The organism is Mesorhizobium monacense, assembly GCF_056781675.1.
This window is the reverse complement of record NZ_CM165567.1, coordinates 2,879,510-2,898,875: the sequence shown is the minus strand read 5'-3', so window position 1 is coordinate 2,898,875 and position 19,366 is coordinate 2,879,510. Positions and strand designations below refer to the sequence as shown.

Here is a 19,366-nt window from a genome sequence, read left to right as displayed (position 1 = left end):
CGTAGCGGTTTCCGTCCGGATCTGCGTAAAAAATACGCCCGCGCCGCTCACCCTACCATCTGGCCGAGCAGCGCAAGCATGACGTCGGCCGAAGGCATCGGCAGCACCGCCTCGATTTCCGCCGGCCGCACGCCTGCGATCGTGTCGCTGCCGGCGGCAACGGTGCCGAGCGGCCCGCGAAAACCATGCTTCGACCACGCGAGTTCCTGCAGCTTCGGGCTGGTCAGCGCATCGAGCAGCGCATCGACGGCCGGATCGACGACGATCAACGGATGCGCCGAATAGACGGTCGGGCGCGGGTAGAGGATTTCCGGTTTGGCCCCACTGCCGGCCTGCACGCGTTGCCAGCGCGCCGGATCGGCCAGCGCCCATTCCACCAGCTGGTTCTCGTATCCCACCGCCATCGGCTCGGCGCCAAGCCCACCGGCAATGTACTGGTCGAACAACTTTCCTGACGAGGACGATTTCAGCCCCATGCTGCGGAAGATCGCCTTCGCTTGCTCGCCGTGCTGAGCGAGCAGTTCCTGGGTCGCCACGTCGCCGCTCATCAGGCTGAGCACAAGGCCGGCGAACATAAAGCCGGAATTGGACCGGTTGGGATCGGTCGAAACGATGCGCGCCCGGCCATAGAGTTCGTTGATGCCGAGATCCGACCAGGTCTTGCCGGCCAGAACGGCATCGAGCAGCGCCTTGAGGTCGAGCTGGTTGTAGCCGCCCTTGGCGGCGACCGTGACCAGCCCGCTCTTCTTCAGGCCCTCGACCACCGGCCCCCAGGTGTAGACGACGATAGGCGAGTTGAGCACGACCTGATCGTTGCGGATCGCCACGCCGCTCTTGCGCGCCAGGTCGACCATGATCGACGACGATGGCCACAGGAACTGCGGCTTTTGCGACAAAAGGGCAGTTTCGCGCACCATCTCGACCGAACCGGCGACGCGCGCGTCGAGCTCTAAGCCGTAACCGCCGAGCGCGCTGGCGACGTCGGGATCGGCGAGGAAAGCCTGCTTTTCGCCGCCGATGAAGCCGAACAGATGCGCCCGGTTGCCGAGATAGCCGCGGAACTCCGGCCGGTCCTTCAATGTCAGATAGCCGCCGGTGCCTGCGGCGGCCGCCCCCAGCAGTCCCAGTCCGAAAGCACGGCGCGAAAGGGCCATCAGCGACCGATATCCTCTTTGAGCGACTTCTGAATGAGTTGCAGGTCAACGTCGAGCGTGCCGAGTTCGGAGTCGGCCAGGCTGTCGGCATAATGCACGAAACCATCCTGCAGCTTGGTGATCACCGCACCGACATTGGCGAGCCGCACCTGGCTCGGCGCACGCCGGTTGGCCAGCGTCGCATAGCCTTCCGCCACTTCCGCCGCCTGCGGCACATAATAGGTGAGGAACCGCCGCACGGAAGGGGCGCTCTCGGGCTTGGCCTCGACCCTGGAGATCACATCGGCGGCAATGTCGGAGAGGTTTTTCACCTTGGCCCTCATGTCCTTGTCGGCGATGCTGCCGGCAGCTGCCGCCAGCCGGTCGGCCGCTGGCTGCGCCTGTGCCAAAAGTTCGCGCGCGAACGCCACCCGGCTGCCAGAAAGCGAGTTGAGGTCGAGCCCCTCGAACAGCTGGCGCGGCGCCAGCACAAAGACCAGTCCGGCAAAGACAAGTGCGGCAATCACCGCCGATACGAGGAACGGGAAATGGGTGAGGAAGCTCAGGCCGAGCAGCAGGGCCGCCGAGACCGCGCCCGCCGCGATCCAGTTCCAGTCATTGCCGAACAGGCCGCGCATCGCCTCAGTTATACCCGCGCGCGGCGCGGAAGGCGCCTGCCAGATCGCCACCGCCGTCGAAGACGCGCGCCGACGTCGCCTTGGCGAGGCTGTCGAGCTGGCTCTTGTCGGCGTCGCCGAAGGTGATGCCGAACACCGGAATGCGCATAGGCGCCGTGCGCCATTGCTGGAGGAACAGGTCGGCGCTGCCGTCGGTGCGGCCGTCGGTCATGATGACGATGGCCGGCAGATATTTCGACAGATCCGCCGTAGCGGTGATCCTCTGCAGCGCCTGCTCGGCGCAGGCATACATGTCGGTGCCGCCGCCGGCATGTTGTTCGGCGACCGCCGCCAGCAACCGGCTCTGGCCGGCCGCATCGCCGGTCGCATCGAACGTATCGCGCACGACGCTGTCGAAGGGCAGCACGAAGATGTGGTCGGACGGCGTCCATTGCACCAGCACCTCGCTCGCCTTCTCGGGTGTGAACAGGAACTGGGCAGCCGCCTGCAGCTGCTTTTCGCCCTGATCCTCCATCGAGCCGGAAAAATCGAAGCAGAGCGCCGTCAGCGAGGGCTTGCGCAAGGCCTCCTGGTAGAGATTGAGCGCCGTGCGGATCACCGCCGGCTCGGGCATGCGGATCGACGTCATCAGCCTGCCCGGATCGAAGTTCCAGTCCGGCTCGGCCGCTGCCTGGATCGCGGAACCGCCGAGCGGCAGCCGCCTGCCGGTGTCGGCGATGCGCTTGCGCACCGCATCCGACTGCAGGTAGGCGACAAGGTCGGTGAAGAATTTCTCGACCTCCGGGCCGCGCCCGTGGTCGATGAAACCGAGCGGGGAGTCGCCGACGGCGACGCCGTCGGCGGGATAGACGGCATAGAGCGGTTCGTTGCCCGTATGCTTCAGTTTGTCGTTGGTCTCCTTCAGCGTCGCCTCGTAGTTCCACATCGCGTCGTAGACCGTGCCCTTGTGCGCGGAATCGACATATAGGTCGGCAAGCCAGCCCGACGAGCCGGACGAGCGCTCGACGCCTTGCAGCAAGGCGCTGACCGTGTCGCGCACGCTCGGATTGTCGAGATCGCCGGGCTCGATGACTTCCTTGCCGCCGAGTGCGCTGGACAGCATGGCGAGGTAGGCGCTGGCGCCGGAGTTGGATTGCGTCGCCGAGGTCATAAGGAATTTGAGCTTGCCGTCCTTCACGGCGGCAAGAATGTCCTTCATGAAGACATCTTTGCCGATCCAGCCGAGTTCGGCGGCCTTGGACTTGCGCACGCCCAGAATGACCGGCATCTGCGCGATCGAGGTCAGGTTGCGCACTTTGCGGCCGGAATCGAAGAGATCCACCCAGACGCTGGAGGCCGGCCAGACCGCATCCTGTTCTACTCCGCCAGGCTTTTGCAGGCCGAGCCCGATGTCGAGCGACCCTTCATAGGCGAAGCTGCAGGTGGCGCCTTGCTTTGAGCAGAACTCCTGCACGATCGGTTCCAGCACCGTGTTTTCCGAGCCGGAAACGATGGAGAATTTGACGTTGCTGGCGTTGCACGCCGCCAGCAGCATCGAGAAAGCCAAGAGCAGAACGGACGTCAGCGTCTTCGGCATGAAGATCTCTAGGCTTGAGTCAGCGCTTTCTTCAGATCGGCGGTCATCTGGTCCATCTGCTGTTCGGCGTCGGCCCGCTTCTGGCGGCCCTCCTGCTGGACCTTGAGCACGCCTTGCACCGTGTCGATGAGATCGCGATTGGCTTGCGCCAGCGTCTCGACGTCGACAATGCCGCGCTGCGCCTGCTCCTCGATGGAGATGGCCTGCTCCTTCATCATCTTGGAGGTCTGGCGGATCATCTCGTTGGTGGCATCGGTCACCGTCTTCTGCAGCTCCAGCGCCGATTTCTGGTTGGTCAGCCCAAGCAGGATGACCATCTTCTGCTTCCAGGCAGGCACGGTGAGCGCCGAGGTGGCCTGCAAATTCTCGATCAGGGTCTCGTCGCCGGATTGCACGATGCGGATCTGCGGCAATTGCTGGATGCCGAGCTGGCGCGCCTGCACCAGGTAGAACACCCGCTTCTCCAGCCGGTCGAGAGCCTGCACCGTATCCTGGTAGGTCTGGGCTTCCAGCGTGCCGCCGACATCGCCGCCCGAGGCGTCCGCCGCGGCCTTCATCTTGGGTAGCTCATTGGCGCGGAAGTCGTCGACGAATTTCTTGCCGGCCTGCACATAGGCGTCGAGCTTGAGAACGGACTCCTTGGTCTGCTCATGCAGGTCGTCGAGAACGGCGATGTCGCGCCTTAGCGTATCCTTGTGGCGGTCGAGCTCGAGACCGATGCGGTCGATCTGCCCGGCAACGTCCTCGTATTTTTCCTTGAAGCGTTCCAACCGCGCCTTGAAGGAGGAAAACAGGCCGCTCAGAAACCCCTGGTCCTTGAGCGAGGCCGGATCGAGGTTCTTGGCCTTCATGATGATGTCGGTCAACAACTCGCCGGTATCGCCGAGATCGCGATTGCGCAACTGTCCGAGGATCTTGTCGGCGTAGTCGCTGACGGCTTGCTGGGCGCGGTCACCGTAGACCGAGATCGCGGCGCGGTCGCGAACGTCGATCGCGCGCTCAATTCTCGCCACTTCGGACGGATTGGCCGCGATTGCCGGCAGTGTCGAGGTGTCGTCGAGCAAAGTGATGCTGTTCTTCTCGGCCATGTCAGACCTCCCCCCTCAGTGAACAGTATCTCCATAGACAGTCCGTGACAGAGATATGTCGGCGCTGTGGACAATAAAAGGGCCACACTAGGCCGCAGGCGCGAAATGGGCGTCGGAATCAGGCCGACACTAGGAAATCACGCACCAAAACCAGCCGCTCAACCCGCCTGCGCGATCATAGGACCGCCCATCCATTGCCTGACGATTGCGGCGTCCGGGTCGCCGAATTCATGACCTGATGAAACGATCCGGGCATCGACCTCGGCGCCGTGCCGGCTGAGCAGCGTGACCAGTGCCGGCGCGAAGGGAGCGTAGGTGAGGTCGGTGGCGCCGGCGATGATCAGAATTCGAATTCCGTTCAGATCGGTCGGCGGCATCTCGTCCAGCACCGGCATTGGCCGCAGCAATGCAGCCCGTGGCACGAGGCCCGGACGGAGCAGCATCAGGCTCGAAACCAGATTGGCGCCGTTCGAGTAGCCGAGGAAGGTGCTGCGGGAGAGATCGAGTTCGTGGCGCTGCGCGACTTCGGCGACAAATCCCGCGAACGCGTCCGTCTCCGTGCGTATGCTTTCCTGTTCGAATCGGGTCGGCGTGATCCGAGCGAACCAGCGGAAACCGTCCTCCTGGGCGATGCGGCCACGCGCCGCGACAAGGGTGGCCTTGGGCGCGATCTGCCTCGCCAATGGCATCAATGTGGTCTCGTCGACGCCGGAACCATGCAGCAGGAACAGGCATTCGCCGCTTGCGTCCGCTGGCCTGAAGAGGCGGTAGGGGAAGGCCAGATCGCGGTGCAGGATGGTGTTTTCGACGACATATTCGGACATGCTTATATCCTATTGATTCCATGGCCGTTTTGTTGGTTTGCCGGCTTCAAAACGGAATATTTTCTTGCTCCGCGAAAGTTGATTGAACCGGGCGCATTTCAGTCCGTTTCTTCGCGGATATGCTCCTGCGGGAGGAATCGAAGCGATGCGCCGGGCGGTCGCATTGCTGGTGTGAACAACGAGAGCATCCTCTGCTCTCCCTTTGAGGCCTTTTGTCGATGACCACCCAGATTTCACCGGATCGCTCTGGGCGTATCCCGGATCGCGGTATGCGCATGCCAGAGCGCGACACGCGCATCGATGTGTTTCGCGCTCTCGCGCTGCTCACCATTTTCATCGACCATGTGCCAGGCACCGTCTTTGAAACCCTGACCTACAAGAATTTCGGCTTTTCGGACGCGGCGGAAGCCTTCGTACTGATTTCCGGCATGTCCGTCGCTCTTGCCTATGGCGGCAAATTCCAGCCGGGAGGCCGGTTGCTCGCGACGCTCAAGATGTGGCGCCGGGCAGGTGTCCTCTATACCGCCCATATCGTCACGACGATGGTGGTGATGGCCATGTTCTGCGCGGCGGCGGTGTTTGCCAAGCGCCCGGAACTGCTGAAACTGATCAACATCGAGCCGCTGATGAAGAACACGCCGGAAGTGCTGGTCGGCATCGTCACGCTTGGCCATCAGCTCGGCTACAACAACATCCTGCCGGTCTATGCGGTGCTGCTGTTGCTGGCTCCGCTGTTCCTGCTCTTCGTCAGCTACAGGCCCCTGGCGGCGCTCGCCGTGTCCGGAGTGCTGTGGCTGCTGGCCGGCATCTACCAGATCGCTCCGCCCAACTATCCCGAGCCTGGCTTTTGGTTCCTCAATCCGCTGTCCTGGCAGTTCCTGTTCAACATCGGCCTGGCGGTCATGCTGCATGTCAGGCGCGGCGGCACAATTCCGGTCAATCGCTGGCTGATCGGCGTTGCCGCAACCTATGTCGCCGGGGCGCTCATCTGGGTGCACAGCCCGCTTTGGGGGCACGTGTCGTGGCTGGACCTGCCGGTGGTGTTGAGCGGTTTCGACAAGACGTTCCTGTCGCTGCCGAGGCTGCTGCACATCCTTGCGGTCAGCTACCTGATCGTGGCCATTCCGGCCGTCTCGAATCTGTTCCGCACTGCGCCCGACCATCCGCTGGCCATACTCGGCAAACGGTCGCTGCCGGTCTTTATCGCCGGCACGGTGATCGCGATGGTGGCGCAGGTGATGAAGCTGATCAATCCTGGCGGCCTTGCCTATGACACCCTGCTGATCGCGGCCGGCATCGCCATGCAGTTCGCGATCGCCTTCTATCTCGAATGGCTTTCGGGCATCGGCTCGTCAGGCAAGAAGTCGGCTCGCAGCGAAACAGCGCCTGTGCTCACCGCGTTCGGCGCTCAGCCGGCAACGGCGGTCAATCGTTGAAAGCAGGGAGGAGGTTCAGCTGCCTGCGGGCGGACGCCCGGACGACGCCCTGACGACCAGCTCGACATCGAGCGTCTCGCGCCGCACCGTGCCGTCGAAATCGAGGATCATGCGCGCTGCCCGGCGGCCGATCTCGATGATGGGCTGGGCGATGGTGGTCAGCGGAGGATCGCACAGCGCACCATCCGGCACGCCGTCAAAGCCGATGATGGAGACATCGCCGGGAACCTTCATGCCGCGCTCGGCCAGCCATTCGATCGCGACCATGGCGATGCGGTCCGACATCGCCAGAATGGCTGTGGGTGGTTTGTCGGCGGCGAAGATCGTTTCGAGGCCGGCCCTGGTGCTGGCTTCGTCGTTTTCGGTCTCGTAGACGGGCACCTTGGCGGTGTCGACGCCGAAGCGTGAGAGTTCCTCGAAATAGCCGGCTAGGCGGTCACAGGTTCCGGTATAGACCGCGGCCTCGATTTGCTCGGGCGAAACAAGACCGGTTCTGTCATCGGCGAATTGCAGCGACAGCACGGCGAAACGGCGGTGGCCAAGCTCGCAGAGATGGCGCGCCGCCAGGCGGGCGCCGGCGACATTGTCGACGCCGATCGCCGAAACTGTGTCGTCCTCGAAGCCGAGCTCGAGCGCGACGAAAGGCAGCTTGCGCTCGCGCGTCAGCTCGACCAGGCGCGGGCCACCGTCGATGCAAAACAGGATGAAACCATCGACCAGCGCGCTTTGGATATTCCAGGCAAGCTTCTCCTGGTTGCCCGCCGACACAAGTGCAATTCCAGCACCGGTGGCATCGCAGGCCTCGGATATGCCGGCCATCATGACGCGCGCGAACGGGTCGTCGAAGAAGTAGGAGAGGGGCTCGGTCGAGGCGACTCCGATCGCATTGACCTTGCCGGCGCGTAGCAGGCGGCCCTTGGGATCTGGGCCGGCATAGCCCATCGCTTCGGCCGCCGCCTTTACCCGTTCGCGTACTTCCTCGCGCACGATCTCGGGGCGGCTGAACACATTGGACGCTGTGCCGTGCGATACGCCCGCGGCCCTGGCGATGTCGGCCAGCCGGACCGGTCTTGGGTTGCCTGTGACGAGTGATGCCATTTTTCGCTGCCTCCGTTCCCTATCTAGCACTTTCATTGGATCGATTCAAATTTTTGCTTGACATTGGCGCGCCAAGGCCTATTTTTGAATCGATCCAATCGCGTTGATTGGGAACCGATAGGAGGGTGTCATGCATCCCGTCAATTATCTGTTCGAAGACATCTACCGCAACGATTGGGGCCTCGCCTCGATCACCGCGACCGAGAAGCGCCGCGGTAGGGCCAGCGCCTGGAAGCGCGACCTGCGATTGCTCGTGAAGCGCAAGCGCAGCTAAGCGGTGTGTCGTCTTCGCAGCCGTCGATTGGATCGATTCAAAATCAGAAAGGAGACCAAAGCCATGCACCCGATCAGCCATCCGTTCGAGGACATCTACCGCAACTATTGGGGCATCTCGCCGGCGTCCGATCGGCCCGAGCGGCGGCGCCTGGCTGGACCGGCCGCGAGTGACCGCGAATTGCTGGCCAAGCGCGAACGCCGGCAGGATTGAGCTTTCGCGCCTCCGGCAAACGTCAGGGGCGAGAGCGCAGCGGCGCCGAGCCGGCGATCGCCAGCCAGCCGGCGATGAGCAAGGTGCCGCCGATCGGCGCCGACATCGGAAACAGCCGCGAACCCAGGAAATCGCGAGCGAGAAGATCACCGCAGAAAAGCACCAGCCCGACAAGCAGGATCAGGCTCGCGATCCGCAGCACCCGGCCTGCGCCGATAAGGCCGACGGCGAGAAAGACCGGCGCATGCATCAAGAGGAAGGACGCGGCGGTGCTGACGAAAGCGCCGCCCAGATGCGCGGCAGCGGCTGACAGTGCCACGCCCGTCGCGCCGCAGAGGCCACCTGCCAGCACAAGGAGGCGGCTGCTGTCGCTTGCCAGTTGTTCCGTTGTGTCCATGGTGGGGTGCCTCGTGAATTGCCAAGCGACGAATGCGGTGTTGCGAAACCTGGACGTGGATAGTGCCCAGAGCTCAGTCGGTGAAGTAGCGATAGCCGAGCCACGCAGCCAGTGCGGCGAATGCGCCCCAGACGCAGGCGATCACGACGGCGGCGGTTCGATTCACCGGGCGCTGTGCCGCAAGCGCGGCGGCGGCTCGATGTTCTGCCATGACCTCTGGTGGGATCATTTTCAGCACAGCCAAAATGCCGAGCGGCACAATTATCGCGTCGTCGAGATATCCCAGCACCGGTATGAAGTCGGGTATCAGGTCTATTGGTGACAGCGCATATCCGGCGACGCACAGCGCCAGCGCCTTCGCATACCACGGGGTTCGGGGATCTCCGGCTGCGAGGTAGATCGCGTGCACGTCTCGCTTGATAGTGCGTGCCCAGTCCTTCAGCCTGCCGTTCATGGGGCGGGTTTATCCGCAAAAGGTGACGGCCGCCAGTCAAACCGGGACGCCGGAACAGCGTCAGGATTTGCCGGCTTGCGCCAGCATGTTGCGCGTGCGGCGCGATTGGACAATCCAGTTGTAGGCCGCGCCACCAGCCATCAGCACCGATGTGCCGAGAAACACCGAGCGCATGCCGAAATGGCCGCCGGCGAAGCCGCCGAGCAATGGCCCGACGACCTGGCCGACATATTGCGCCGAGATCGACAGACCCAGCACGTTGCCGCCGACGCCATCGGGAACATTGTGGCGGATGACGCTGGTAATGCAGGGCAGCAGGCCGCCCAGCGCCAGCCCCATCAGGAAACGCAAGCCGATGAGCTGCCAGCCCTCGGTGACGAAGGCCTGCGGAATGAGCAGCAGGGCCGAGACCGCAAGTGCTGCAACAACGACATTCCAGTGGCCGATGCGGTCGGCAAGCTTGCCCATCCACGAGGCCGACAGGATGGCGCCGAGTGCTGCTGCAGACATGACGACGCCGGCAACCATCGTCACCCGGCTCTGGTCCTCGATCAACTGCTGCACATAGACGGTGATGATCGGCTCGATCGACATGGTTGCGAAGGCGAGCAGCATGCCGGTTGCCAGCATGGCGACGACTGGACGCTTGTCGGGGATCTGCGACCAGCCGCTTTGCGGTTTCGCTGCCGTCTTGGCGGCCGGCGGGCGAGGGTTCTCCTTGATGAGAAAAGTCGTCGCCAGGAAGGCAAGGAAGATGACGCCGCCCGACAACAGGAAGGTGGCGCGGATGCCGATCAGCGGCGGCAGCGCGCCGCCGAGCAAGGGGCCGACCAGGCTGCCTGCGGTGATGCCGGACGACATCACGCCGAGCGCCCAGCCGGAACGGTCCTTCGGCGTCTGCATGGCGACCAGGATGGTCGAGCCCGAGGAATAGCCGCCGGCAAAGCCGATCAGCAGGCGCAGCAGAACCAATTGCCACACGCTCTCGACCATGCCGGTCAGCGACATGCAGATGGCCATGCCGAAGCTGGCGCGCACCAGCATCAATTTACGACCGTACCGATCGCCGAGCCGTCCCCACAGCGGCGCGACAAGTGCTGCGGCAAGGAAGGTCGCGCCATAGGCAATGCCGGACCACTGCACGATCGCCACATGGCCTTCGGCGCCCAGCTGTTCGACATAGAGCGGCAGGAAAGGCAAGAGCAGGGTCATGGCGATCAGCGTGCTGAACGAGCCTGCAAAGCACACGGCGAGATTGCGCCGCCAGTGGACGTTGTAGGTGCTTTGTTCGGTGCCGTCTTGCGCCATGTCATGTCCTGCCCGGTATCGACCTTGCTACGGATACCAATTTGGGATACCAAGCTGGTATCCGTCATGAACCTCAGTGCCGTCGCTGTCAATGCGGCCGATACGAACGGAACCATCATGTCGCAGATGCAGAGCGTCGAACGACAATTGCGCGAGATGATCCTCGGTCTGGAGATCGGTCCCGGCGAGCGCCTGACAGAGCGCTGGATCGAAAGCCGCTTCGGCGCTTCGCGCACGCCGGTCAGGGCGGCATTGCTGCGGCTTGAGACCGAGGGCCTGATCTGCCGCGACGGTCGCGGCTGGACGGTCTCGCCCATCAATCTGTCCGAGTTGGAGCAGATCGCGGTCTACCGCGAGGCGGTGGAGGTCGCTGCGGTGCGGCTGACCTGCACGCTAAGCGACAAAAGCGTTATCGACGACATCGAGGCGATGCTCGATTCCTGCGATGCCGATACCCCGCGCGAGGAATGGCACCGCGTCGGCATGGATTTCCATATCGAGCTTTCGCGCCTGTCCGGCAACGACTTCCTGTTCCGGGCGGTACGCGATGCGATGACGCGGCTGTCGCGCGCCCGGTGGCTGGAAGTTCGTGACGAGGCCGCCCTCGGCCGTGCCTGGACGGAGCACCGTTCCATCCTGGCGGCGGTACGCGTCGGCAACGCGGAAGAGGCGGCCCGGCTGCTCTCGGCTCACATCATCGGTAGCCGCGACCGGCTGGTGACATCGCTTCACAACGACCGGCGTGGCCTGCGCGCCAGGGGCTTCGCCGTCGTCGCCGCGTGAAAAGCCGGCACCCAACGATGAAACGCACTTTCGGTCTCGCTTCGCCGCCGCCGATGGCGTAAGAGCGGCGATGGAAAACAACCGATTTGAAACACCCGTGACCGTCAAGTCGGCCACGGCCGGACCCAATCAGCTCTTGCGTTCGGCGCGTGAGGCTTCCGATTACCTGCTCAACAGCTGGCCGGGCAAGCGCAGTCCCAAGCATCGCGAAGCGCTGCAGGCCTGTCATGATGCGCTGGCCGGCGACAAGCCGGCCATGAACGCAAGGCGCGCCTTCATTGCCGCTGCGCGCGAAGTGAACGTCTTCGTCAGCGACAAGGCGCCGGCCTAGGGTCGACCTGGTTCGACCCCAACCAGCCGTCGCGATGCGAACCCACGCGCTTGTCGATTGGGGAAGCCATCGCTGATCTCGTGCCAAAGGCTGTCTTGGTGTCGGTGTGCGCGTATGCAGTGCACTCAGGCAATAGTCTCTGCACTTGGACCGGCTCGCAGCTCCATGACAATATTCCACAGGATCGCTGCAAGCACCAATGCACCGCCTACGAAGGTTTCCATCGCAGGCATCTCATCGAAAAAGAACCAGACCCAGAGCGGAGCCATTGGCATTTCCGCCGAGCTGAGCAGAGTGGCTTGAGCTGCGGGCAGGCGCCGTGCGCCCATCGTGTAGACCCCGAGGGCAACACCTTGCGTGATGATTCCAAAAAGGCCGAGCAGCGCTATCTCGCCGATAGGGACATTGAATGGATCAGCGAAAAAGAACGCAAAGATGGCCGCCATGAAGCAGGCGACAGCGACGGATTCCAGCATTGGTGTGTCGCGATAGCGGCGCATGATGACGGTCATCATCGCGATCGCGAAGGCCACGTAGACCATCGCAAGATCGCCTTTCAGATGCCCGCCACCCGCATTACGACAACACCCACGATGGCAGCGAATGTGCAGAAAATCGTGCTGACACCGGGTCGCTCCCGAAACCATAGCCAGGCAAGAATGGCTGCCATGAAAGGAACGGTGGAGTAGATGACACCACCATTCGCGATGGTGGTGTTCTGCATGGAATAAATGGAGGCGAAGAGGCCGGTGGCAATGAGCGAGGTTATCGCGATGCCGGCTGGCGCCATGGTTCGACGCCATTCGAACGACCAACGCTTCCGTTCGATCATGGCGAGAGCAATGATTGAAGGTCCACCAAAGATGCAGCGCCAAAAAACGACATTCCATATGTCTACGTCAGGCACCATGCGCACGAACAAGCCCATGGTACTCCACGCTAGCGCAGAGGTGAGAACGAGCAGGATGCCTAACCAGGCGTCACGATGACTGCCCGTATTGACGTCCATTGCACTTGCCAAGGACGACCCCGACTGGACTGCGCACGTTACGCGCGCACGGCAACACTGCGCCGCGGTTGCCAGGGGGTCAAGCAGAGGGGGCTGAAAGTATCACCTCCAGCGCCGATTGCGGATACTCTACGCACCGCGGATCAGTCCAGAAGGCCCAAAACGATCTAACCTGAGCTTGCGGCCATCCTCCAATGGATAGCGAACAGGTCGGCGGCTGTGCTACTCGGCCGTCTCCGTTTCGACTTCCGCGTTGGTATCGTCCTCAGGCTTATCGCGTTCCTTTGCCGCGACCTTGGCCGCCAGCTTTTCGGCCTTCTTGGCGGCCTTCTGGCGGTCACGCTCCTTGCGTTCCTGTCCGTAATTCGGTGCTCGCGCCATATCGGTTCCCTTTCGTATGCCCGGAGGCTCCTGACCCTGCCTAGGAGCATTGGTCGGCAAACACAACAGCTGAAGCGATGGTGCCGGCAGTTTGCTCTCGCGCGGTTCCGGGCTTGCAAGATGCGTGGCACAATGGTGTAGGAGAGAACCGGGGGGCCGAGATTTGTGGGAGCCACCTTTCATTTTGATCAAGTGACCGATGGCCACAGCTCTGCGCAACGCGGTAAAAGTGTTCTATTACGCACGCAATGCCGCGCGCGATATCGTGCCGCAAGCACTGTTCCGTCGCAGGCTGGCCGGCTGGCTTGACCAGGTCAGGCTCTCGGACGCCACGGTCCGCGAGAGGCTGAATTACTACAACAAGCTGCAGCACGCCTTCGTGCCGAGCCCGGCTGCGCTGCCCGTCAGCCGTCTGCCGTTTTCACCGAGCATGTACTACTACGATCTGAAGGAGTTTGCGCGCTACTTCGATCCCGGACTGCTCATCGATCTCGAATTCGGCGATGTCATCAACGTGCCCAGGACGCCGGCGGTCGTGAAGGATCGACCGATCAACGACGACAACAAAAATGCCGTCCTGATGAAGCTCGACAAATTCCGTCACTTCCACATGCCGGCGGACAGAATGCGTTTCGCGAACAAGCGCCCGGCCGTGGTCTGGCGCGGCGAGCTCAACAATCCGATACGGACCGTGTTTCTCGAGGCCACGCGCAACCTGTCTTTCTGCGACGTCGGTACGCCCAAACGATCAGCGGCGGAACAATACCGCAAGCCCTATCTCACCATCGAGCAGCAGCGGCACTACCGCTACATCGTTTCGCTCGAAGGCAATGACGTGGCGACCAACCTCAAATGGATCATGAGTTCGAACTCGCTGTGCCTGATGCCGCCGCCGACATACGAGACCTGGTTCGCTGAGGGGCAGATCGAGGCCAACGTCCACTATGTGCCGCTCGAGCCGGACTTTGCTGACCTTGCCGACAAGGTGCGCCATTTCGAGCGGCATCCGGCCGAGGCCGAACGCATCATCGGCGCGGCCAACGCCTATTGCCGCAAATTCCGCAGCGAGCGGGACGAGCAGGCGATTTCCCTGCTCGTCCTCTACAAATATTTCGTGCTCAGCGGCCAGGTCGAGCCCGACGCCGAGGTCTGGCGTTTTATCTCGGGCTAGACGCTGCTCATCGCGAAGCCTCTGTCTGTCAGAGGCCGCTGCGGTCGAGAACCAGATCGGCCGGGCCGAAGCGCTCCTTGGCCGTGAATTGCTGGTGCCAGTAGGGATAGAGCACCGGCGGCCTGCTGACGGCGTCGAGGCGCTGGCGCTCGTCAAAGGACAGCGTCAGGCCAGCGGCGGCGATGTTGTCCTTGAGCTGCGCTTCGCTGCGTGCGCCGATCACCAGCGAACTGACGGCCGGCCTGCCGAGCAGCCAGGCCAGCGCCACCTGTGCTGCCGATACACCGCGGCTCTTGCCGATCTCGTTGAGCACATCGACGATCCGCCACAGCCGGTCCTCGTCGCGGATCGGCGGTTCCGACCAGCCGCCGAGCTGGCGCGCGGTGGGACTGTCGCGATGGTATTTGCCGGACAGCAATCCGCCGGCGAGCGGGCTCCACACCAGCACGCCGAGCCCCTGGTCGACCGAGATCGGCAACAGTTCGTATTCCGCCTCGCGCGCTTCCAGCGTGTAGTGGATCTGCTGGGTGACGAAGCGCGGCTGGTGGCTCCTGTCGCTGATGCCGAGCGCCTTCATCACCTGCCAGCCGGAATAGTTGGAACAGCCGACATAGCGGACCTTGCCCTGGCCGACCAAGGTGTCGAGGGCGGCCATGGTCTCCTCCAGCGGCGTCACACCGTCCCACTCGTGCAGGAAGTAGATGTCGATGACATCGGTCTTGAGCCGCGTCAGGCTCCTCTCGCATTCGCGGATCAGGTGATGGCGCGACAGGCCTTCGTCGTTGGGGCCGTTGCCGATGCGCATGCGCGCCTTGGAGGCGATCAGCACATCGGCCTTGCGCTTGCCGCCGAGCGCCTCGCCGATGATCTCTTCCGAAATGCCGTTCGAATAGACATTGGCGGTGTCGATGAGGTTGATGCCGGCATCGATGCACATGTCGATCATTCGCTTTGCTTCCGCGAGATCGGTCTTGCCGACCGCCGCGAATGCGCCGGCGCCACCGAAGGTCATGGTGCCCATGGTCAGCGTCGAAACTTTCAAGCCGGAACGGCCGAGGGTGCGGTATTCCATGTCAGATCCTCGCGATTTGATTGAGAAGCGGGCTCGGGTGAGCTCGTCGCATTTGTAGGACAATTCCCGCCACTTGTCGCCCCTCTGCTGGACCTGGCCGATTACAATCCCAGCGATTGGCCTTGACGGACGGCGCACCGGGTCCCTGCAATAAAACCGTCATTGCCGGCCTATATTGAAGTCGGCTCAAGGTGTTTTCCATTCCAGGCCACGGGCAGGGGCTCGAGGTGCTAGAGATGACCCGACAGGGCTTGCAAGCGGAGCAGCGCAATGACCGAGCTAAAACAGAATTCTCCCGCCAAGGACTGGCTTGAAGCCGAGCTCGCCGACACGCTCGACGAAGACTATGAGCTCGAAATGTCGGAGCCCGCGCTGTCGATGGAGATCGCCAAGATCTACAAGAACGCGCATCCGCCATCGATCGATCGCATGCAGTATTTTCGCGACTTGATCAGCTTGCAGTCGGAACTGATCAAGCTGCAGTCCTGGGTGGCCTACCACAAGAAGAAGCTGGTGGTGGTCTTCGAGGGCCGCGATTCCGCAGGCAAGGGCGGCGTCATCAAGCGCATCACCCAGCGGCTCAACCCACGCATCTGCCGCGTCGTTGCACTGCCGGCGCCGACCGAGCGCGAGAAATCGCAATGGTATTTCCAGCGCTACGTCCCACATCTGCCGGCCGGCGGCGAGATCGTGCTGTTCGACCGCTCCTGGTACAACCGCTCCGGCGTTGAGCGGGTGATGGGCTTTGCCGAACCCGATCAGGTCGAAGAATTCTTCCGCGACGTGCCGGAGTTCGAGCGCATGCTGGTCCGCTCCGGCATCACCGTGGTCAAATACTGGTTCTCGATCACCGACGAGGAACAACAGATGCGCTTTCTGATGCGCATCCACGATCCGATGAAGCAGTGGAAGCTGTCGCCCATGGATCTGCAGTCGCGCGTGCGCTGGGAGCAATACACCAAGGCCAAGGAAGAGACGTTTGCCCGCACCAACATCCCGGAAGCGCCCTGGTTCATCGTCGAAGGCAACGACAAGAAGCGGGCGCGGCTGAACTGCATCGACCATCTGCTCAAGCAGATGCCCTACGAGGAAGTGCCGCACGAGGAGATCACGCTGCCGGAACGAGTCTTCAATCCCGAATATGAGCGCCAGACGCTGCCGCGCGAGCTCTACGTGCCGGAGAAGTATTGAGGTTTCAAAGCGCCGGCGTGGCAAGGTTCGATCCTGGCCACGCCGCTTCGGTTTCTAACCGCGCTTGATCACGACATGCGTGGCAAGCGGCGTCGCGACCTGTTCGGTGCACGTGTAGCCCAACTTGGGCATGTCGAGGCCGGCAAAGAGGTTCTCGCCGGAACCGAGCAGCATCGGTGAGATCGCCAGGTGCATCTCGTCGATGAGCTTTTCCTCGAGATATTGCCGGATGGTGGCGACACCGCCGCCTACCCGCACATCCTTGCCGTCAGCCGCGGCTTTCGCCTGTTCGAGCGCCGCATGAATACCGTCAGTGACGAAATAGAAGGTCGTGCTACCCTCCATGACGATTGGTTCGCGCTTATGGTGGGTCAGCACGAAGACGGGCACATGGTACGGCGGGTTATCGCCCCACCAGCCCTTCCAGCTTTCGTCAGGCCATTCTCCGCGAATCGGCCCGAACATGTTGCGGCCGAGGATCCAGGCGCCGACATTCTCGAAGCTGCGCACCGTGAAAGCCTCGTTGGTATCGGTGGTGCCGCCATCTTGTCCGAGCACCATCTTGCGGAAGGTTCGGGTGCCGATCATCCATTTGTGGAGGGCTTCCCCGCCGACACCGAGCGGGTTTTTCAGGTCCTGATCGGGACCGGCGGCATAGCCGTCGAGCGACAGGGTGAAAGCATTGACACGAAGCTTGGACATGAAAGCCTCCTCCATAACCAGTTGCGAGTTGCAAGCAGTTAGTTTCTAGCCGTACTGATTGCAAAAGGCAAGCGGTTTTTTCCGGACGATCAACCACTGCAGGAAGCGGCCGTTCGTGCAGTGACGACGGGTCTTGGATCGAGACGTCGCGGTCGGTCAGCGGGTTGGCGCGACCGGAAGGGACTACCCTTTCAGCATCGCCGCCACTTGCGGAGCGAAATAGGTGAGGATGCCGTCGCAGCCGGCGCGCTTGAAGGCGAGCAGGCTCTCAAGCATCGCCTTTTCGCCGTCGATCCAGCCATTGGCGGCCGCGGCCTTGATCATCGAATATTCGCCAGAAACCTGGTAGGCGAAGGTCGGCATCTGGAACTCGTCCTTCAGCCGGCGGATGATGTCGAGATAGGGGAGGCCCGGCTTGACCATCAGCATGTCGGCGCCTTCGGTGAGGTCCTGCTCGGCCTCGCGCACCGCTTCGTCGGAATTGGCATGATCTATGTAGTAGGTCTTCTTGTCGCCCTTGAGCAATCCGGCGGTGCCGACCGCCTCGCGGTAGGGACCGTAGAAGGCGGAAGCGAATTTCGTCGCATAGGACATGATCGCCACGTCCTGAAAACCGTTGGCGTCGAGTGCGTCGCGGATGGCGCCGATGCGGCCGTCCATCATGTCGGAAGGCGCGATGATGTCGGCGCCCGCCGCCGCCTGGATGACGGCTGCTGCCGTGACCTGTTCCACCGTCTCGTCATTGACGATGATGCCGTCGCGCAGGATGCCGTCATGGCCGTGCGAGGTGAACGGATCGAGCGCGGCGTCGGTGATGATGCCGATCTCAGGTACGGCGTGCTTGATGGCGCGGGTGGCGCGGTTGATGATGTTTTCGGGGTCGAGGATATGCGAGCCGGTCTGGTCGCGCAGGCCGAGTTCGACATTGGGGAAGGTGGCGATCGCCGGAATGCCGAGTTTGGCCGCGCGTTCCGCTTCCTTGACGGCAAGGTCGAGCGACAGGCGGAAGACGCCGGGCATGGCGGCGATCGGCTCGCGCACCTTGTTGCCGTCGACGACGAAGATCGGCCAGATCAGATCGTCGACCGAAAGCCGATTCTCCTGCACCAGCCGGCGCGACCAGTCGGCCTTGCGCATGCGCCGCAAGCGGCGGCTGCCGGTGATCTCGTCGACGCTGCGCGCGCCGGCAGGCTTTGCGGGGGTGAATCTGTTCATCGCCAAAACTCTCGTTTGGCCGGCTTTTACCACGCGCCTCCGCCGCTGACCAATGCGACACGATTGTGCCAGTGTCAGTCGGGCTGGCCATTGCCCGACAGCACCTGCGCGGCTCCGCGCATGGCAACGCGGAAAGCCTCGTCGAAACTGACGCCGCGCACCTGCCAGGCATAGGTCTTGCCTTCCATGGCCAGCCGCCAATCGGCGATCCAGCCCAACTCCTTGTCGCTCCAGACGATGCTGCCGGCCAACGCCTGGTCGGCTCCGGCCCTTTTTGCGAGTTGGTCGAGCATGGCGATGTCGGCGGCACGCAGCGCCTTTTCGTCCATGCTGGAAGGCAGCACTGCCGGCGGGAACACGATGTGCATCAGCAACGGACCGGTGGCATTGACGAAGGATTCGCGCATGGCTTCGCCGCGCCGATCGTCGGCCGTCAGCACGAAACGCTTGGCACCTTGTTCGGCAGTGAGGAACACGGCGAGCCGCGGCCGCTCGCCAAGCCACGGCTTGCTGCCCAACTGAGTGAGTAGCTTGTCGATTACCTCCGGCTTGTAGAGGCAGGTGAGGTCGTGCGGCCGGTCATGCGTGCCTTGCTCGTCATGCACCGGAATGCCTTCCAGCCGGTCGCGGTAGCGGAAAGATTCGACGAAATCGCCGGCCTTGTCGCGCAGAGCCAGCATTTCCGGCTTCTGCGGCAGCCGCTGGTCGCCGGAAACCCTGACCAGCACCCGGTCCAGGCAGTCCCTGAAGCCGATCTGGCGGTTCACCTCGCCCTGACCGGTGACGATGGTCTGCGCCTGGTAGAGCTCTGCCGTGCCTGCGGCATCTGCTGGTCGAACAATCGACAGGGCGGCCGTCAGGCCGATCATCGCCAGCACAACACGTGAAAACCCAGGCATGGCTTGCCGTCCGGTTCGAGGCGGCCACTTTTTAGCACCGGGCAAGGCCGGCCGCCAAGACGCCGCGCGCTTGCGCCGCCGGCATTGACGCGCCCGAGCGCCGCACTCACATCTAAACCGCTGGGCTTCGCATCAGACCCAACTTTCCTGGGGTGACAAATCGGGGGCGAAGA

Annotated in this window: 23 protein-coding genes; 7 read left to right on the top strand and 16 right to left on the bottom strand. The window is 62.9% G+C overall.

Translation table 11 applies throughout. The features are described 5' to 3' along the window. Positions 1 to 47 precede the first annotated feature (47 nt). The 5 genes from AC1RUK_RS14000 to AC1RUK_RS13980 form a co-directional block, all read right to left on the bottom strand. The gene (locus tag AC1RUK_RS14000) at positions 48 to 1,154 is read right to left on the bottom strand and encodes a type 2 periplasmic-binding domain-containing protein (RefSeq protein WP_481835152.1); all 1,107 of its coding nucleotides are present in this window, start codon (positions 1,152 to 1,154) and stop codon (positions 48 to 50) included. After that, entirely contained in the window at positions 1,154 to 1,771 is a 618-nt protein-coding gene (locus tag AC1RUK_RS13995; RefSeq protein WP_481840280.1) for a 5-bromo-4-chloroindolyl phosphate hydrolysis family protein, read from the bottom strand. Before AC1RUK_RS13995 ends, AC1RUK_RS14000 begins: the two co-directional genes overlap by 1 nt. Positions 1,772 to 1,775: 4 nt before the next feature. Beyond that, on the bottom strand, positions 1,776 to 3,347 hold the full coding sequence (locus AC1RUK_RS13990) for a substrate-binding domain-containing protein (RefSeq protein ID WP_481835154.1): 1,572 nt from the start codon (positions 3,345 to 3,347) through the stop codon (positions 1,776 to 1,778). 8 nt (positions 3,348 to 3,355) lie between these two features. Further along, a complete protein-coding gene (locus AC1RUK_RS13985; RefSeq protein ID WP_481835155.1) occupies positions 3,356 to 4,435 on the bottom strand; it encodes a toxic anion resistance protein in 1,080 nt (359 codons plus the stop codon). 158 nt (positions 4,436 to 4,593) lie between these two features. Next, positions 4,594 to 5,259, bottom strand: coding sequence for an alpha/beta hydrolase (locus AC1RUK_RS13980; RefSeq protein WP_481835156.1), 666 nt, complete (start codon positions 5,257 to 5,259; stop codon positions 4,594 to 4,596). A 218-nt stretch (positions 5,260 to 5,477) separates the two neighbouring features. Here AC1RUK_RS13980 and AC1RUK_RS13975 point away from each other — a divergent pair, with 218 nt between their 5' ends. Then, entirely contained in the window at positions 5,478 to 6,695 is a 1,218-nt protein-coding gene (locus AC1RUK_RS13975; RefSeq protein WP_481835157.1) for an OpgC family protein, read from the top strand. Between the two features lie 15 nt (positions 6,696 to 6,710). Here the strand turns inward: AC1RUK_RS13975 and AC1RUK_RS13970 are convergent, their stop codons facing one another. Then, complete coding sequence (locus tag AC1RUK_RS13970; RefSeq protein ID WP_481835158.1) at positions 6,711 to 7,793, bottom strand: LacI family DNA-binding transcriptional regulator; 1,083 nt, start codon at positions 7,791 to 7,793, stop codon at positions 6,711 to 6,713. 130 nt (positions 7,794 to 7,923) lie between these two features. Between AC1RUK_RS13970 and AC1RUK_RS13965 the strand changes: the two genes are divergently transcribed. Together AC1RUK_RS13965 and AC1RUK_RS13960 are read left to right on the top strand one after the other, a co-directional pair. Beyond that, positions 7,924 to 8,067 carry a hypothetical protein gene (locus tag AC1RUK_RS13965; RefSeq protein WP_481835159.1) on the top strand — a complete coding sequence of 48 codons (144 nt, stop codon included), beginning with the start codon at positions 7,924 to 7,926 and terminating at the stop codon, positions 8,065 to 8,067. A gap of 63 nt (positions 8,068 to 8,130) precedes the next feature. Continuing rightward, complete coding sequence (locus AC1RUK_RS13960) at positions 8,131 to 8,280, top strand: hypothetical protein (protein WP_481835160.1); 150 nt, start codon at positions 8,131 to 8,133, stop codon at positions 8,278 to 8,280. A 22-nt stretch (positions 8,281 to 8,302) separates the two neighbouring features. Here AC1RUK_RS13960 and AC1RUK_RS13955 read toward each other — a convergent pair whose 3' ends face one another. From AC1RUK_RS13955 to AC1RUK_RS13945, 3 genes are all read right to left on the bottom strand, one after another. Continuing rightward, the gene (locus AC1RUK_RS13955; RefSeq protein ID WP_481835161.1) at positions 8,303 to 8,677 is read right to left on the bottom strand and encodes a DUF423 domain-containing protein; all 375 of its coding nucleotides are present in this window, start codon (positions 8,675 to 8,677) and stop codon (positions 8,303 to 8,305) included. A gap of 73 nt (positions 8,678 to 8,750) precedes the next feature. Then, positions 8,751 to 9,131: a YkvA family protein gene (locus tag AC1RUK_RS13950; protein ID WP_436174543.1), complete on the bottom strand. Its 381-nt coding sequence runs from the start codon at positions 9,129 to 9,131 to the stop codon at positions 8,751 to 8,753. 60 nt (positions 9,132 to 9,191) lie between these two features. Then, the gene (locus tag AC1RUK_RS13945) at positions 9,192 to 10,439 is read right to left on the bottom strand and encodes a multidrug efflux MFS transporter (protein WP_436174544.1); all 1,248 of its coding nucleotides are present in this window, start codon (positions 10,437 to 10,439) and stop codon (positions 9,192 to 9,194) included. Positions 10,440 to 10,556: 117 nt separating this feature from the next. Between AC1RUK_RS13945 and AC1RUK_RS13940 the strand changes: the two genes are divergently transcribed. Together AC1RUK_RS13940 and AC1RUK_RS13935 are read left to right on the top strand one after the other, a co-directional pair. Then, positions 10,557 to 11,222, top strand: a complete 666-nt coding sequence (locus AC1RUK_RS13940; RefSeq protein ID WP_481839510.1) for a GntR family transcriptional regulator — start codon at positions 10,557 to 10,559, stop codon at positions 11,220 to 11,222. 70 nt (positions 11,223 to 11,292) lie between these two features. After that, positions 11,293 to 11,553, top strand: a complete 261-nt coding sequence (locus tag AC1RUK_RS13935) for a DUF982 domain-containing protein (protein WP_006201925.1) — start codon at positions 11,293 to 11,295, stop codon at positions 11,551 to 11,553. A 125-nt stretch (positions 11,554 to 11,678) separates the two neighbouring features. Here AC1RUK_RS13935 and AC1RUK_RS13930 read toward each other — a convergent pair whose 3' ends face one another. The 3 genes from AC1RUK_RS13930 to AC1RUK_RS13920 all read right to left on the bottom strand — a co-directional run bounded on the left by AC1RUK_RS13930 (position 11,679) and on the right by AC1RUK_RS13920 (position 12,943). Beyond that, positions 11,679 to 12,095, bottom strand: a complete 417-nt coding sequence (locus AC1RUK_RS13930; RefSeq protein WP_481835162.1) for an EamA family transporter — start codon at positions 12,093 to 12,095, stop codon at positions 11,679 to 11,681. Positions 12,096 to 12,109: 14 nt separating this feature from the next. After that, positions 12,110 to 12,562, bottom strand: coding sequence for a DMT family transporter (locus tag AC1RUK_RS13925; protein WP_481835163.1), 453 nt, complete (start codon positions 12,560 to 12,562; stop codon positions 12,110 to 12,112). A 222-nt stretch (positions 12,563 to 12,784) separates the two neighbouring features. Continuing rightward, positions 12,785 to 12,943 carry a hypothetical protein gene (locus AC1RUK_RS13920; protein WP_436174546.1) on the bottom strand — a complete coding sequence of 53 codons (159 nt, stop codon included), beginning with the start codon at positions 12,941 to 12,943 and terminating at the stop codon, positions 12,785 to 12,787. Between the two features lie 199 nt (positions 12,944 to 13,142). Between AC1RUK_RS13920 and AC1RUK_RS13915 the strand changes: the two genes are divergently transcribed. Next, positions 13,143 to 14,114 (top strand): glycosyl transferase family 90, encoded by a 972-nt coding sequence (locus tag AC1RUK_RS13915; protein WP_436174547.1) that lies wholly within the window; start codon positions 13,143 to 13,145, stop codon positions 14,112 to 14,114. 28 nt (positions 14,115 to 14,142) lie between these two features. Here AC1RUK_RS13915 and AC1RUK_RS13910 read toward each other — a convergent pair whose 3' ends face one another. Beyond that, positions 14,143 to 15,186, bottom strand: a complete 1,044-nt coding sequence (locus AC1RUK_RS13910) for an aldo/keto reductase (protein ID WP_436174548.1) — start codon at positions 15,184 to 15,186, stop codon at positions 14,143 to 14,145. 270 nt (positions 15,187 to 15,456) lie between these two features. Between AC1RUK_RS13910 and ppk2 the strand changes: the two genes are divergently transcribed. Further along, on the top strand, positions 15,457 to 16,377 hold the full coding sequence (ppk2, locus tag AC1RUK_RS13905; RefSeq protein WP_481835164.1) for a polyphosphate kinase 2: 921 nt from the start codon (positions 15,457 to 15,459) through the stop codon (positions 16,375 to 16,377). 54 nt (positions 16,378 to 16,431) lie between these two features. Here ppk2 and AC1RUK_RS13900 read toward each other — a convergent pair whose 3' ends face one another. The 3 genes from AC1RUK_RS13900 to AC1RUK_RS13890 all read right to left on the bottom strand — a co-directional run bounded on the left by AC1RUK_RS13900 (position 16,432) and on the right by AC1RUK_RS13890 (position 19,193). Beyond that, positions 16,432 to 17,079, bottom strand: a complete 648-nt coding sequence (locus tag AC1RUK_RS13900) for a dihydrofolate reductase family protein (RefSeq protein WP_481835165.1) — start codon at positions 17,077 to 17,079, stop codon at positions 16,432 to 16,434. A 183-nt stretch (positions 17,080 to 17,262) separates the two neighbouring features. Then, the gene (hemB, locus tag AC1RUK_RS13895; RefSeq protein WP_481835166.1) at positions 17,263 to 18,294 is read right to left on the bottom strand and encodes a porphobilinogen synthase; all 1,032 of its coding nucleotides are present in this window, start codon (positions 18,292 to 18,294) and stop codon (positions 17,263 to 17,265) included. A 74-nt stretch (positions 18,295 to 18,368) separates the two neighbouring features. After that, a complete protein-coding gene (locus AC1RUK_RS13890; RefSeq protein ID WP_481835167.1) occupies positions 18,369 to 19,193 on the bottom strand; it encodes a DUF2066 domain-containing protein in 825 nt (274 codons plus the stop codon). Between the last annotated feature and the right edge of the window lie 173 nt (positions 19,194 to 19,366).

Excerpts from the sequence above, each read along its gene's own strand:
- AC1RUK_RS13940 (WP_481839510.1), top strand. The coding sequence starts at position 10,557 with ATGTCGCAGATGCAGAGCGTCGAACGACAATTGCGCGAGATGATCCTC.
- AC1RUK_RS13960 (WP_481835160.1), top strand. The coding sequence starts at position 8,131 with ATGCACCCGATCAGCCATCCGTTCGAGGACATCTACCGCAACTATTGG.
- AC1RUK_RS13935 (WP_006201925.1), top strand. The coding sequence starts at position 11,293 with ATGGAAAACAACCGATTTGAAACACCCGTGACCGTCAAGTCGGCCACG.
- AC1RUK_RS13990 (WP_481835154.1), bottom strand. The coding sequence starts at position 3,347 with ATGCCGAAGACGCTGACGTCCGTTCTGCTCTTGGCTTTCTCGATGCTG.
- AC1RUK_RS13920 (WP_436174546.1), bottom strand. The coding sequence starts at position 12,943 with ATGGCGCGAGCACCGAATTACGGACAGGAACGCAAGGAGCGTGACCGC.
- hemB (WP_481835166.1), bottom strand. The coding sequence starts at position 18,294 with ATGAACAGATTCACCCCCGCAAAGCCTGCCGGCGCGCGCAGCGTCGAC.
- AC1RUK_RS13955 (WP_481835161.1), bottom strand. The coding sequence starts at position 8,677 with ATGGACACAACGGAACAACTGGCAAGCGACAGCAGCCGCCTCCTTGTG.
- AC1RUK_RS13915 (WP_436174547.1), top strand. The coding sequence starts at position 13,143 with ATGGCCACAGCTCTGCGCAACGCGGTAAAAGTGTTCTATTACGCACGC.
- AC1RUK_RS13985 (WP_481835155.1), bottom strand. The coding sequence starts at position 4,435 with ATGGCCGAGAAGAACAGCATCACTTTGCTCGACGACACCTCGACACTG.
- AC1RUK_RS13945 (WP_436174544.1), bottom strand. The coding sequence starts at position 10,439 with ATGGCGCAAGACGGCACCGAACAAAGCACCTACAACGTCCACTGGCGG.
- AC1RUK_RS13890 (WP_481835167.1), bottom strand. The coding sequence starts at position 19,193 with ATGCCTGGGTTTTCACGTGTTGTGCTGGCGATGATCGGCCTGACGGCC.
- AC1RUK_RS14000 (WP_481835152.1), bottom strand. The coding sequence starts at position 1,154 with ATGGCCCTTTCGCGCCGTGCTTTCGGACTGGGACTGCTGGGGGCGGCC.
- ppk2 (WP_481835164.1), top strand. The coding sequence starts at position 15,457 with ATGACCGAGCTAAAACAGAATTCTCCCGCCAAGGACTGGCTTGAAGCC.
- AC1RUK_RS13965 (WP_481835159.1), top strand. The coding sequence starts at position 7,924 with ATGCATCCCGTCAATTATCTGTTCGAAGACATCTACCGCAACGATTGG.
- AC1RUK_RS13925 (WP_481835163.1), bottom strand. The coding sequence starts at position 12,562 with ATGGACGTCAATACGGGCAGTCATCGTGACGCCTGGTTAGGCATCCTG.
- AC1RUK_RS13995 (WP_481840280.1), bottom strand. The coding sequence starts at position 1,771 with ATGCGCGGCCTGTTCGGCAATGACTGGAACTGGATCGCGGCGGGCGCG.
- AC1RUK_RS13900 (WP_481835165.1), bottom strand. The coding sequence starts at position 17,079 with ATGTCCAAGCTTCGTGTCAATGCTTTCACCCTGTCGCTCGACGGCTAT.
- AC1RUK_RS13970 (WP_481835158.1), bottom strand. The coding sequence starts at position 7,793 with ATGGCATCACTCGTCACAGGCAACCCAAGACCGGTCCGGCTGGCCGAC.
- AC1RUK_RS13975 (WP_481835157.1), top strand. The coding sequence starts at position 5,478 with ATGACCACCCAGATTTCACCGGATCGCTCTGGGCGTATCCCGGATCGC.
- AC1RUK_RS13980 (WP_481835156.1), bottom strand. The coding sequence starts at position 5,259 with ATGTCCGAATATGTCGTCGAAAACACCATCCTGCACCGCGATCTGGCC.
- AC1RUK_RS13950 (WP_436174543.1), bottom strand. The coding sequence starts at position 9,131 with ATGAACGGCAGGCTGAAGGACTGGGCACGCACTATCAAGCGAGACGTG.
- AC1RUK_RS13910 (WP_436174548.1), bottom strand. The coding sequence starts at position 15,186 with ATGGAATACCGCACCCTCGGCCGTTCCGGCTTGAAAGTTTCGACGCTG.
- AC1RUK_RS13930 (WP_481835162.1), bottom strand. The coding sequence starts at position 12,095 with ATGGTCTACGTGGCCTTCGCGATCGCGATGATGACCGTCATCATGCGC.